This is a genomic window from Alsobacter soli, from assembly GCF_003004785.1.
In the GTDB taxonomy this organism is placed as follows: Bacteria; Pseudomonadota; Alphaproteobacteria; order Rhizobiales; family Beijerinckiaceae; genus Alsobacter; species Alsobacter soli.
In genome coordinates this window covers 1-11,739 of record NZ_PVZS01000025.1, presented here as the reverse complement: position 1 = coordinate 11,739, position 11,739 = coordinate 1, and the positions used below count along the sequence as shown (strand labels likewise).

At 68.8% G+C, this 11,739-nt stretch carries 11 protein-coding genes; 10 read left to right on the top strand and 1 reads right to left on the bottom strand.

Features of this window, described 5'->3' with window-relative positions; genetic code table 11:
* Positions 1-434: 434 nt before the first annotated feature.
* From SLNSH_RS18735 to SLNSH_RS18695, 10 genes are all read left to right on the top strand, one after another.
* A complete protein-coding gene (locus SLNSH_RS18735; protein ID WP_106338697.1) occupies positions 435-2,009 on the top strand; it encodes an OpgD/OpgG family glucan biosynthesis protein in 1,575 nt (524 codons plus the stop codon).
* Between the two features lie 150 nt (positions 2,010-2,159).
* Positions 2,160-3,740 carry an OpgD/OpgG family glucan biosynthesis protein gene (locus tag SLNSH_RS18730; RefSeq protein WP_106338695.1) on the top strand — a complete coding sequence of 527 codons (1,581 nt, stop codon included), beginning with the start codon at positions 2,160-2,162 and terminating at the stop codon, positions 3,738-3,740.
* A gap of 292 nt (positions 3,741-4,032) precedes the next feature.
* Entirely contained in the window at positions 4,033-4,170 is a 138-nt protein-coding gene (locus SLNSH_RS24965) for a hypothetical protein (protein ID WP_158266822.1), read from the top strand.
* Positions 4,170-4,904 carry a zinc ABC transporter ATP-binding protein AztA gene (aztA, locus tag SLNSH_RS18725; protein ID WP_245422405.1) on the top strand — a complete coding sequence of 245 codons (735 nt, stop codon included), beginning with the start codon at positions 4,170-4,172 and terminating at the stop codon, positions 4,902-4,904. The genes SLNSH_RS24965 and aztA overlap by 1 nt, the downstream gene beginning before the upstream one ends.
* A gap of 103 nt (positions 4,905-5,007) precedes the next feature.
* On the top strand, positions 5,008-5,832 hold the full coding sequence (locus tag SLNSH_RS18720) for a metal ABC transporter permease (protein ID WP_106338802.1): 825 nt from the start codon (positions 5,008-5,010) through the stop codon (positions 5,830-5,832).
* 8 nt (positions 5,833-5,840) lie between these two features.
* Positions 5,841-6,755, top strand: coding sequence for a metal ABC transporter substrate-binding protein (locus SLNSH_RS18715; RefSeq protein ID WP_106338690.1), 915 nt, complete (start codon positions 5,841-5,843; stop codon positions 6,753-6,755).
* 65 nt (positions 6,756-6,820) lie between these two features.
* Entirely contained in the window at positions 6,821-7,861 is a 1,041-nt protein-coding gene (locus tag SLNSH_RS18710; RefSeq protein WP_106338688.1) for a CobW family GTP-binding protein, read from the top strand.
* A gap of 158 nt (positions 7,862-8,019) precedes the next feature.
* On the top strand, positions 8,020-9,036 hold the full coding sequence (locus tag SLNSH_RS18705) for a WD40 repeat domain-containing protein (protein ID WP_106338686.1): 1,017 nt from the start codon (positions 8,020-8,022) through the stop codon (positions 9,034-9,036).
* A 4-nt stretch (positions 9,037-9,040) separates the two neighbouring features.
* On the top strand, positions 9,041-9,319 hold the full coding sequence (locus SLNSH_RS18700; RefSeq protein ID WP_425353020.1) for a hypothetical protein: 279 nt from the start codon (positions 9,041-9,043) through the stop codon (positions 9,317-9,319).
* Positions 9,320-9,350: 31 nt separating this feature from the next.
* The gene (locus SLNSH_RS18695; protein WP_106338684.1) at positions 9,351-9,851 is read left to right on the top strand and encodes a DUF2937 family protein; all 501 of its coding nucleotides are present in this window, start codon (positions 9,351-9,353) and stop codon (positions 9,849-9,851) included.
* Here SLNSH_RS18695 and SLNSH_RS18690 read toward each other — a convergent pair.
* Complete coding sequence (locus SLNSH_RS18690; protein WP_106338797.1) at positions 9,848-11,236, bottom strand: homospermidine synthase; 1,389 nt, start codon at positions 11,234-11,236, stop codon at positions 9,848-9,850. The two genes, SLNSH_RS18695 and SLNSH_RS18690, sit on opposite strands and share 4 nt — an antisense overlap.
* Positions 11,237-11,739 lie beyond the last annotated feature (503 nt).

Here is an 11,739-nt window from a genome sequence, read left to right as displayed (position 1 = left end):
GGGTACGCCGGTTTCGCCTCCGGCTGCTGGTCAGGGTTCGGAACGCGGCATTTCTGCCGGGATCATCGCCAACTGGGGTTCCCACCCCGTTTGGTCCCGATCCATGTCCCGGGCGGCTGTCCGGCCTCTTGTCCGGATGCCCACCGACCAGCACGCGGCCACAGGCACGTGCGAAATTGGGCGAGGCGATACATAGGGGCGTTCGCCCCCCTCTTCAATAGTTTTTTTGCGCTTTCCGCAAATTGCTGACAGGGGGATTAAGTCTCTGATATTGAGGAGGGAAGACGACCTGGAGGGCGACGCCGGAGAGCTGGCCGGAGAGGCTGGCGCGACCGGCGCCCACGAATGGCCAAACCCCCGGGCCATGAGGCGCTCCTCCGCCCTCGTCGAGCCCTCGCTTCGCACGCCTCTCCGGTCCTCAGAGTCCCACTCCGATGTCTCTTTCCCGTCGCCACTTCATCGAGCGGCTTGGAGGCCTTGCGGCCGCCCTGCTCGCGGCCAGGCCCTCCTTCGCCCAGACCGCGCCAGGCGCCCAGGCGCAACCGAACCAGCCGCGATTCGGCTTCGACGACGTGATCCGCAAGGCGCGGGACCTTTCGGGCGCGCCTTTCGACGCCAATCCGCCAGCGCTGCCCGAGGCGCTCGCCAAGCTGGACTACGACGCCTACCGGGACATCCGCTTCCGGCCGGACAAGGCGCTGCTGGGGGGCAATGGCGGGCAGTACCGCATGCACATGTTCCATCCGGGCTTCCTGTTCACCCGGCCGGTGGTGGTGAACGTGATTCGGGACGGGGTCAGCGCCCCGGTGCCCTATTCGGCGTCACTGTTCGACTACGGCCGCAACAAGCTCGGGAATCTCCCGGTGAACCTCGGCTTCGCCGGGTTCCGGCTGCACTATCCGCTCAACGATCCACGCGTGCAGGACGAGCTGATCTCCTTCCTGGGCGCGAGCTATTTCCGATTCCTGGGCCGGCGGCAGCGCTACGGTCTCTCGGCCCGTGGGCTCGCGATCGGGGTTGGCGCGAAGGAGACCGAGGAGTTTCCGTTCTTCCGCGAGTTCTGGGTGGAGCAGCCCGGCCCGGACGCAGACCGGGCCGTGATCTACGCCCTGCTCGACGGCCCCTCGCTGACCGGCGCCTACCAGTTCTACGTCTATCCGGCGAACGAGACCGTGGTGGACGTCTCCCTGCAGCTCTTCCCGCGCAAGCGGATCGAGCGCATGGGAATCGCGCCGCTCACCTCCATGTTCTTCGTCGGCGAGAACGACCGCCGCTTCAACGACGATTTCCGGCCGGAGCTGCACGATTCGGACGGCCTGCTGATGCAGACGGGCTCGGGCGAGTGGCTGTGGAGGCCGCTGCGCAACCCCAAGGAGATCAGCTTCTCGGCCTTCATGGACACGAACCCGCGCGGGTTCGGCCTGATGCAGCGGGACCGCACCTTCGAACACTACCAGGACATCGACCTCGGCTACGAGGCGCGGCCCAGCTACTGGGTGGAGCCGCGCGGCTCCTGGGGCGAGGGGCGGATCGAACTCATCGAGATCCCGACCGGGGACGAGACCAACGACAACGTCGTGGCCTACTGGACACCCAATGCGGCGCCCGAGCCGGGGCAGACGCTCGCTTGGGGCTACCGCATCACCGCGGTGACGGACGACTTCAAGCTTCACGCCGGCGGGGCCGCCTTTAACACGTGGCAGACCTCGGCACGGGCGCTCGGCGCGCCGGAGCCGCCGGCCCCGGGCTCGCGCCGCTTCATCATCGACTTCGCGGGCGGCGACCTGGCCTACTACCTGAACGACCCGGAGAAGGTGCAGATCGTGCCGACCACTTCGGCCGGGCGCATCGTGCGCACCTTCCTGGTCCCGAACCCGAAGACGGACGGGTTCCGTGCCGGCATCGACGTCCAGCTGGACAAGGGCCAGACCGCCGACCTGCGCGCGTTCCTCCGCGCCGGGAGCCGGGCGCTGACTGAGACCTGGACCTTCCCGTGGAAGGCCGAATGATCCCGGACCCTTGAGGCGGCTTCCGCCGGACGCCGCCTCCGCCGGCCCGATTCGGCCATCTTCGTGGAGGATGAAGCCTCCCGCCTTTCCTCGCCCTGAGCGGCGCCGGCCCGTTGCGGAACTCCCGGTCCCGCCCAATATGGCTGCCCCATGAGCCTCGATCGTCGCACCTTCCTGCAACTCGCCGCCGCCTTCCAAGCCGCCTCCGCCCTCGGGATCGGTCCCGCCATGGCCGAGAAGGCGGAGGGCCTCACCTTCGGCCCCGCCGAGCCCTTCAGCTGGGAGGGCCTGAAGCGCCACGCCAGGGAGCTGGCCGGCAAGCCCTATGAGAGCCCGCCCCGGCCGAACCCGGAGATCGTGCAGCAGATCGACTATGACGCGCACGGCAAGCTCCGCTACAAGCTTGAGAACGCGCTCTGGGGCGAGGGCGGCAGCGTCTACCCGATCAGCTTCCAGCACGTTGGGCGCTATTTCCCCAAGACGGTGCGGATGCACCTCATCGAGAAGGGCGCGGCCCGCGAGATCCTCTACAATCCAAACCTGTTCATGGGCGGGCCGGGCCACGTGGCCAAGAAGCTCGGGCCGGAGCCGTCCGCGTTCGCGGGGTTCTGGGTCCATGAGAGCCGCAACCGGCCCGATTGGAAGAAGGCGGAGCCCTGGGCCACCTTCCTGGGCGCCTCCTATTTCCGGGCGGTGGGCGAACTCGGCCAGGTGGGCCTGTCGTCCCGCGGCCTCGCGATCGGGCCGGGCACGGCCAACCCGGAGGAGTTCCCGGATTTCGTGGCCTTCTGGTTCGAGCCGGCGCTGACCGAAGCGGACCCCGTGATCGTCAACGCGCTGCTGGACAGCCCGAGCGTAGCTGGCGCGTACCGCTTCGCCATGCGGCGGGGCAAGGGCGTGGTGATGGACATCGAGGCGAGCCTCAACCTGCGCAAGCCGATCGAGCGCATGGGGCTCGCGCCCCTGACCTCCATGTTCTGGTTCTCCGAAACCGTGAAGGCGACGGCGGTCGACTGGCGGCCCGAGGTTCATGACTCGGATGGCCTCGCGATGTGGAACGGCAAGGGCGAACACATCTGGCGCCCGCTCAACAACCCGAGCCGCATCATGGTGTCGAGCTTCGTGGACCAGACGCCCCGCGGTTTCGGCCTGTGCCAGCGCGACCGGGACTTCAACAACTACCAGGACGGCGTGAAGTACCAGCTCCGGCCGACCGCCTGGGTCGAGCCGCTCAGCGACTGGGGCGAAGGCGCCATCCAGCTCACCGAGATCCCGACCGACGACGAGATCCACGACAATATCGTGGCCATGTGGGTGCCCAAGGACCCCACCGCGGCGGGTAAGACCTACGACTACAGGTACCGCCTCCACTGGCTGGCGGACGAGCCCTATCCGTCGCCGCTGGCGCGCTGCATGGCCACCCGGCTCGGGAACGGCGGGCAGCCGGGGCAGCCGCGCCCCAAGGGCGTTCGCAAGTTCATGGTGGAGTTCAAGGGCGACGTACTGGCCAAGCTGCCCTTCGGCGTGAAGCCCGAGCCGGTGCTGTCCGCCTCGCGCGGCCAGTTCTCCTACATCTACGCTGAGGCGGTGCCGAACGAGGTGCCCGGCCATTGGCGCGCGCAGTTCGACTTCACGGTGGATGGCAAGGATCCGGTGGAGATGCGCCTCTACCTCAAGCACGGGGACGAGGTGCTGAGCGAGACCTGGCTCTACCAGTATCACCCATTCTGAGGCGAGAGGCTGGGCCTCTCTCCACGATCGCCGTCATCCGGCGCGAAGCGCCAAGGGGATGCAGGGGATCTGTGCCCGCTTTTGTTCCAGCGCGCGAACCGGCAGGCTCGGCGCGCGCTGCCCTGGCCTTCCCTTCCGACCCTGCCTGGCTCCGGCCGGGGATGACCGCGTGAAGAATCGAGCCGGCCGCTGCACCGACCGAAACGTTACAACATAACGTTCCGCTTGGCGGTGGGACTGTTATGTTGTAACACTTCCTGGCTGGCCTCCGGGCCCGCTGGAGTTTCTCCCTGTGGCTCACAGTCGTTCCCACGCCATCGCCGCACGCGCGCCGTTCTCCCTCTTGCGGCTGTCGGCTGCGCAGAGGCTTTTCGGCGCCGCCGGCGTGGTGATGGCGATCTGGGCCCTCGTCGGATGGGCGATGCGCTGATGGCTGCGATCCGCTTCAACGACCTCACGCTCGGCTACGACCGGCGCCCAGTGGTGCACCACCTCCAAGGCGAGGTGCGCCCCGGCGCGCTGCTTGCCGTCGTGGGCCCCAACGGCGCCGGCAAATCCACCCTGCTCAAGGGCATCGCGGGGGCTATCGAGCCGCTGTCCGGCTCCGTCGGGCTGGACCGTGGAGCGACCCGGATCGCCTATCTGCCCCAGGCGGCCGACGTGGACCGGCGCTTTCCCATCAGCGTTCTCGACCTCGTCTCCATGGGCCTGTGGCGGCGTACCGGGTGGCTAGGCGGCGTCGGGCGCAAGGACCGCGACGCCATCGAGCACGCCATTGCGGCGGTCGGACTGACCGGATTCGAGGATCGGCCGATCGGCGCGCTTTCCGGCGGGCAGATGCAGAGAGCGCTGTTCGCCCGCTTGCTGCTGCAGGATGCGAAGGTGATCCTGCTGGACGAGCCGCTGACCGCGATCGACGCCAAGACGGCCGCCGACCTGCTGGACTTGGTACGCCGGTGGAACGCGGAGGAGCGCACCGTGGTGGCCGTGCTGCACGACTTCGAGATCGTGAAGGCCGTCTTCCCCGAAACTCTGCTGGTGGCGCGCGAAGCGATCGCCTGGGGGCCTACTGCGGACGTGCTGACGCCCGAAAACCTGCTGAAGGCGCGCCGCATGATCGAGGCGCCGGACCCGGCCGCCGCCGATTGCCGCCGGGCCGCCTAGGCGCACTGCACCGCTTGCGGCCCCCGATCCACAAGGCCCGCCCCCAGGAGCGACCGTGTCCCCTTACGACGCCGTGATCGGTCCCTTTGCGGAATTCGAGTTCATGCGCCGCGCGCTGGCCGGCTCCATCGCCTTGTCGCTGGGCGCCGGTCCTCTTGGAGTGTTCCTGATGTTGCGCCGCATGAGCCTCGTTGGGGACGCCATGGCGCACGCCATCCTGCCGGGCGCCGCCACGGCTTACCTGCTCACAGGCCTGTCGCTCGGATGGATGACGGTGGGGGGCCTGGCCGCTGGATTGGCTGTAGCGCTTCTCGCCGGCGCGGTAGCGCGCACCACGGCGTTGGAGGAGGACGCCTCGCTGGCGGCTTTCTACCTGCTCTCGCTGGCTCTCGGGGTGACGCTCGTCTCGGTCCGCGGGTCCAGCATCGACCTGCTCCACGTCCTTTTCGGCAGCGTGCTGGCTCTGGACGACGCCACCCTGCTGCTCCTGGCCGGCATTTCCTCCGTCACCGTGCTCGCGCTGGCCGTGCTGTTCCGGCCCTTGGTGATGGAGAGCGTGGACCCTGGGTTTCTCCGGTCCGTCAGCCGCATGGGCGGCCCCACCCATCTGGCGTTCCTGGGCCTCGTGGTGCTGAACCTCGTCGCCGGATTCCACGCCCTCGGGACCTTGCTGGCGGTCGGGATCATGATGTTGCCTGCCATCGCCGCGCGCTTCTGGGCCAAGGACCTCACAGCCCTGATCGGAATAGCAACCGGGATTGGGATCGGTTCCAGCGTTGCGGGGCTGCTGCTGTCCTACCATGCCGGGCTGCCCAGCGGGCCGGCGATCATCCTGACGGCTGGCGGGGCGTATGCGGCCTCGCTGCTGTTCGGTACGGAGCGGGGATGGCTGACGCGCCTCCTGCCGCGGCGGCACCTGGAGGCCTAGGAGAAGCCATGCCCAAAGGCCGCGCCTTTCTGGTCGCACTCCTGTTCGCAGCGAGCCTGGTTCCCGGTTTCGCGCAGGGACCGAAGCTGCCGGTCGTGGCGACCTTCTCGATCCTGGCCGACTTCGTCCGGGAGGTCGGCGGGGATCGGGTGCAAGTGACGGCCCTGGTGGGGCCGAACGGCGACGCGCATGTCTACCAGCCGACCCCGGCGGACGCGAAGACGCTCGGCGCGGCGAAGGTCATCGTCATCAACGGCTTGGGCCTGGAAGGCTGGATCGACCGGCTCATCAGGTCGTCCGGCTCCAAGGCCGCCGTCGTCACGGCGGCCGCCGACGTCAAGCCGATCGCGCCCGGAGAGAGGCAAGGGCAACAGCCCCATGGCCATGACCACGGCGGGGCCGACCCGCACGCGTGGCAGGACATCGCCAACGCCAAGCTTTACGTGGCCGCCATTCGGGACGCCCTGATCTCGGCGGATCCGGACGAGCGGGCGGCCTACGAGGCGCGCGCGTCCGGTTACCTGGCCCGACTGGACGCTCTCGATCGCGAGGTGCGGGCCGCGGTGGAGCGGATTCCTCCGGAGCGGCGGCGCGTGATCACCACCCACGACGCCTTCGGGTATTTCGGCCGGGCCTACGGCATCGCATTCGTGGCGCCCCAGGGCGTTTCGACCGAGGCCGAGGCGTCCGCCGCCGACGTGGCCCGCATCATCAGGCAGGTGCGGGCTGAGAAGACCCCTGCCGTGTTCCTTGAGAACATCTCCGATCCGCGGCTCATGCAGCGGATCGCCAAGGAGACCGGGGCGAAGATCGGCGGCAAGCTCTATTCCGATGCGCTCTCGGAGCAGGGCGGCCCCGCGGGGACTTACATCGACATGATGCGCAACAATATAAGAGAGCTGAGCGCGGCCCTTTCGAGCTGACCTGCCGGCCGCCCACGCCTTCGCTCGTCCGAGTCCAGGCCATCCGTTCGCGAGAGACAGACCCAATGTCCGACAAGATCCCCGTCACGGTGCTCACCGGCTATCTCGGCGCCGGCAAGACGACGCTTCTCAATCGCATCCTCACCGAGCAGCACGGCAAGAAATACGCCGTGATCGTCAACGAGTTCGGCGAGATCGGCATCGACAACGACCTCGTGGTGGGGGCCGACGAGGAAGTGTTCGAGATGAACAACGGCTGCATCTGCTGCACCGTGCGCGGCGACCTGATCCGCATCATCGAGGGCCTAATGAAGCGGCGCGGCAAGTTCGACGCCATCATCGTGGAGACCACCGGCCTTGCCGACCCGGCTCCGGTGGCGCAGACCTTCTTCGTGGACCAGGACGTCTCCGACAAGGCGCGCCTCGACGCGGTGGTGACGGTGGCGGACGCCAAGTGGCTCACCGAACGCCTCAAGGACGCGCCGGAGGCCAAGAACCAGATCGCCTTTGCGGACGTGATCATCCTGAACAAGACCGACCTGGTGTCGCCGGAGGAGCTGGCCGAGGTGGAGGCGCGCATCCGCGCCATCAATCCCTACGCCACCCTGCACAGGACCCAGCGCGCGGCCGTGCCGCTCGACGCGGTGCTCGGCCGGAACGCCTTCGACCTGGACCGAATCCTGGCGATCGAGCCCGCCTTCCTGGAGGAAGGGGAGGGGCATCACCACCACCATGATCATGATCACGACCATGATCACGGGTGCGGGCCGGGCTGCGCTCACGACCATGGCGGGCTGAAGCACTATCACGACGAGCACATGCAGTCGGTGTCCATCAAGCTCGGCGAGGTGGATCCCGAGAAGTTCATGCCGTGGATCAACGACCTGACGCAGCGCGAGGGCCCGAAGATCCTGCGCTCCAAGGGCATCCTGGCGTTCAAGAACGAGCCGAAGCGCTTCGTCTTCCAGGGCGTGCACATGATCCTGGATGGCGACCTCCAGCGCGACTGGAAGCCGGGCGAAGAGCGGCAGTCGCGCCTCGTTTTCATCGGCCGCGACCTCGACGCCGAGATGATCCGCGCCGGCGCCCAGGCCTGCGCGGCCTGACGCCTTCCGTCGTGGCCGGGATTGTCCCGGCCATCCACGGCGTGGTCAGGACGTTGATCCCCGGGGCAGCCCGGGGATGACGGCGAGGAGCATCGAATCCCGATTTCGCCTTCCTGTCCGCTCTTCTCCTCCGCCTTTGCGAGCGTTAAGACCACCGCATGTCTTCGCCCACTCCCTCCATCACCAGCCTGACCCAGTTCGTCGTCGAGCACGCCGCCGGCGAGCATGTGGTCGCGGCCGCGTTCCTGAAGCAGACGCCGACGCTCGCGCTGGCCGATGGTTCGGTGCTGCTCATCGTGGGCGAGGGCGCCGCCCGCAAGGTGGAGGCCCATCCGGACGCCGGCATCCTGACGGCCGCCTCGGACGGCGCTGCGCTGGTGACCGGCGGCGACGACGGCCGCGTGGTCCGCACGACCGCGGACGGAGCCACAGAGGAGGTCGGGAACTCCAAGGGGCGATGGATCGACGCCCTCGCGGTCAGCCCCAGCGGCGCATTGGCCTGGGCGGCGGGCAAAATCGTGACGGCGCGGGACGACAAGGGCCGGCTCCGCACCTGGCAGGCGCCCAGCACCCCGCAGGGCCTGTGCTTCGCGCCCAAGGGCTACCGGGTGGCGGTGAGCCACTACAACGGCGTGAGCTTGTGGTTCCCCAACACGGAGGCCGAGCCCGAGAAGCTCGAGTGGAAGGGCTCCCACCTCGACGTGACCTGGTCGGCGGATGGCCGCTTCGTGGTCACCTCCATGCAGGAGAATTCGCTGCACGGATGGCGGCTGCCCGAGAAGGCGGACATGCGGATGACGGGCTACCCGTCGAAGACGCGCTCGTTCTCCTGGTCCCATGACGGGAACTGGTTGGCCACATCCGGCGCTGACGCCGCCATCGTGTGGCCGTTCTCGTCCAAGGAAGGCCCGATGGGCAAACCGCCGCGCGAGTGCGGCATCCGGCCTGCGAAGGTGTCTCGGGTGGCGTTCCACCCGGGCGCGCTGGTGCTGGCCGTGGGCTACGAAGACGGCTTCATTCTGCTGGTGCGCCTGAACGACGGCGCCGAGCTGCTTGTCCGCAAGGCCGATCCGGAGCGCGGGGCGGTGACGGCGCTGGCCTGGGACAAGCGCGGCAAGCACCTCGTGTTCGGCACGGAAGGCGGGGCCGCCGGCGTGCTCACGCTGCCGGCCTGAGCCCGTGCTGCGCGAGATCCTCGACCGGTTCCGGGCCCCGCGGCCCGATCCCGAGGACGTGGCCCGCGTCAAGGCGTGGGCCGCCGGGGCGCTCGGGTTGGGCGAGGACGACCAGATCACAGTGAACGAGATCGCCTGCACGGACCCGGCCTGCCCGGGGCTCGAGACCGTGATCCTGGTGATGCGGGCCGGCGAGAAGACCCGGGCGGTGAAGATCGCCGGCAGCCTCGTCGCCCTGACCCGGCCTCTGGTGGAGAAGGCGGTCCAGGAACAATGCTCCTGAGGGGGCGTTCGCTCCGGAGGGAGGGTCGCTGATGCTGTCGCGCACGCTGGCTTTCGCGACGGGGCTCCTGGGCGCGGTCGCGGCGTCCCAGGTGCCGGAGTTCGGGCAGCAGTACCGGCAGCGGCTGGGCGGCGCCATCGACGAGCTGCAATCCGCCATGGAGCGCTTCGACGCCGACGCGCGGGCCTCCCAGCTCGGCCGGGCGGAGGCGATCGCGCGGCTCCGGGGCAATCCGGACGACTTGGCGCGGCGGCGCGGAGTCGATGCCGAGAGCTCCGCGGCGCGGCTGCAAGCCTTGGAGCGGCAGCGGGACCGGATGAGGGCTGCGGGCCCTTTCGGACGCATCGGGGCGATGGTCCAAGACACGGACACTTTGGTGATGCGCGGGGCTTTCCAGAGCTTCGAGCCGGCCGTGCCGACCACGGGCGAAGGCGCGGTGGCCGCGGGCCTCGGCTTCCTGGGCGGCTATGGCCTGGTGCGGCTCGCCGCCGCGCCGTTCAGGCGGCGGCGAGCGCGCGGGATCCGCGTCTAGCGCACGAGCACGTTGCGGAACTGCCAGGGATCCGACGTGTCGATGTCCTCCGGGAAGAGCCCGGGGCGGTTCGTGAGCGGGTTCCAGTCCGTGTAGGCGCCGACCACCGGGCCCAGGTAGGGCATCTGCACCTCGAGGCAGCGGCGGAAGTCCATGTCGTCCGCCTCGACGATGCCGGCGTTCGGGTTCTCGAGCGCCCAGACCATGCCGGCGAGCACGGCGGAGGACACCTGCAGGCCCGTGGCGTTCTGGTAGGGGGCGATCATGCGGGTCTCCTCGATGGAGAGCTGCGAGCCGTACCAGTAGGCGTTGCGGGCGTGGCCGTAGAGCAGGACGCCGAGTTCGTCGACGCCGTCCACGATCTCGTTCTCGTCGAGGATCTTCCACTCCGGCTGGCGCACGCCCTCCTGGCCGAACATCTCGTGCAGGGACAGCACGGCGTCGTCGCAGGGGTGGTAGGCGTAGTGGCAGGTCGGGCGGTAGATGGCCTTGCCGCTTTCGTCGCGAACCGTGAGGTAGTCGGCGATCGAAATCGACTCGTTATGCGTCACCAGGAATCCGTACTGGGCCTGGGCGGTCGGCGTCCAGGAGCGGACGCGGGTGTTGGCGCCCGGTTGCAGCAGGTAGATGGCGGCGCCGCAGCCCGTCTGGTGGGTGCGGCCGTTCTCCGGCATCCATTGCTCGTGGGTGCCCCAGCCGAGCTCGGCCGGCTGCAGGCCCTCGGACACGAAGCCCTCCACCGACCAGGTGTTGACGAACACCTCGCGCGGCTTCGGCTGCTTGGCGCGCTGGGTGTCGCGCTCGGCGATGTGGATGCCCTTGACGCCGAGCGTCTGGGCGAGCTTCGCCCACCCGGCCTTGGTGGTCGGCTCGTCGCCGGGCACGCCGATGTCGGCCTTGAGGTTCAGCAGCGCCTGCTTCACGAACCAGGAGACCATGCCGGGGTTGGCGCCGCAGGTGGACACGGCGGTGGTTCCGCCCGGATTGCGGCGACGCGCCTCCAGGAGGGTCTCCCGGAGCGCGTAGTTGGAGCGGCTCTCCGGGCCCTTGCTCTTGTCGAAGTAGAAGCCGGCCCAGGGCTCGACCACCGTGTCGATGTAGAGCGCGCCGATCTCGCGGCAGAACTCCATGATGTCCAGCGAGGAGGTGTCCACCGAGAGGTTGACGCAGAAGCCCTGGCCGGGGCCGGCCTGCAGCAGCGGGCCGAGCAGGTGCTTGTAGTTGTCCTTCGTGACCGCCTGGTGGATGAAGGTCACCCCGTGCTTGTCCAGCAGCGCGCGATCCGTGTCGACCGGGTCGATCACGGTGAGCTTCGACTTGTCGAACTCGAAATGGCGCTCAATGAGCGGCAGCGTGCCGCGGCCGATCGACCCGAAGCCGATCATCACGATGGGGCCGTTGATGCGGCCGTGCACGGGGTGCGTGGTCACGATTGCGAACCTCCTTGTGGGCTCCTTGAGGGAAAGCCAGCTTGTCGCGCGTCGGCGCCACACGCGTGTGACGCCTTCCGGCGGAAGCGGCTGTTCAAATCAAGGGAACGCCCCCGCGTCAATGGGGCGGGGTTGGCGGGCAGGGGCGCTGGGCGGATTGGTTGTCGGAGGCGGCCAAGCCTTCGTGGGCTGACTCCTGGTCGACTTTCGCGCGGATGGCCCCTGGATCCCCTTCCCCTGCGCGGCTTCGCCGCTCCGGCCGGGGATGACGGCGGTGGGGTTGGGCCGCCTTCTCTCCGTCCTTGCGAGGAGCGCAGCGACGAAGCAATCCAGGGGCAAGGCGCGCGTGTCCCTCCGTTGTGACCAGGATGGCGCCCGGTCCCCCTGGATTGCTTCGTCGCCCTTTGGGCTCCTCGCAAGGACGGGGGACTCTCTCCCGCGCAGCGGGGGAGATGTCG

Bases quoted from the DNA above. Each gene is read 5' to 3' on its own strand.
- SLNSH_RS18695 (WP_106338684.1), top strand. From the start codon at position 9,351: ATGCTGTCGCGCACGCTGGCTTTCGCGACGGGGCTCCTGGGCGCGGTC.
- SLNSH_RS18730 (WP_106338695.1), top strand. From the start codon at position 2,160: ATGAGCCTCGATCGTCGCACCTTCCTGCAACTCGCCGCCGCCTTCCAA.
- SLNSH_RS18690 (WP_106338797.1), bottom strand. From the start codon at position 11,236: ATGATCGGCTTCGGGTCGATCGGCCGCGGCACGCTGCCGCTCATTGAG.
- SLNSH_RS18715 (WP_106338690.1), top strand. From the start codon at position 5,841: ATGCCCAAAGGCCGCGCCTTTCTGGTCGCACTCCTGTTCGCAGCGAGC.
- aztA (WP_245422405.1), top strand. From the start codon at position 4,170: ATGGCTGCGATCCGCTTCAACGACCTCACGCTCGGCTACGACCGGCGC.
- SLNSH_RS18705 (WP_106338686.1), top strand. From the start codon at position 8,020: ATGTCTTCGCCCACTCCCTCCATCACCAGCCTGACCCAGTTCGTCGTC.
- SLNSH_RS18720 (WP_106338802.1), top strand. From the start codon at position 5,008: ATGCGCCGCGCGCTGGCCGGCTCCATCGCCTTGTCGCTGGGCGCCGGT.
- SLNSH_RS18710 (WP_106338688.1), top strand. From the start codon at position 6,821: ATGTCCGACAAGATCCCCGTCACGGTGCTCACCGGCTATCTCGGCGCC.
- SLNSH_RS18735 (WP_106338697.1), top strand. From the start codon at position 435: ATGTCTCTTTCCCGTCGCCACTTCATCGAGCGGCTTGGAGGCCTTGCG.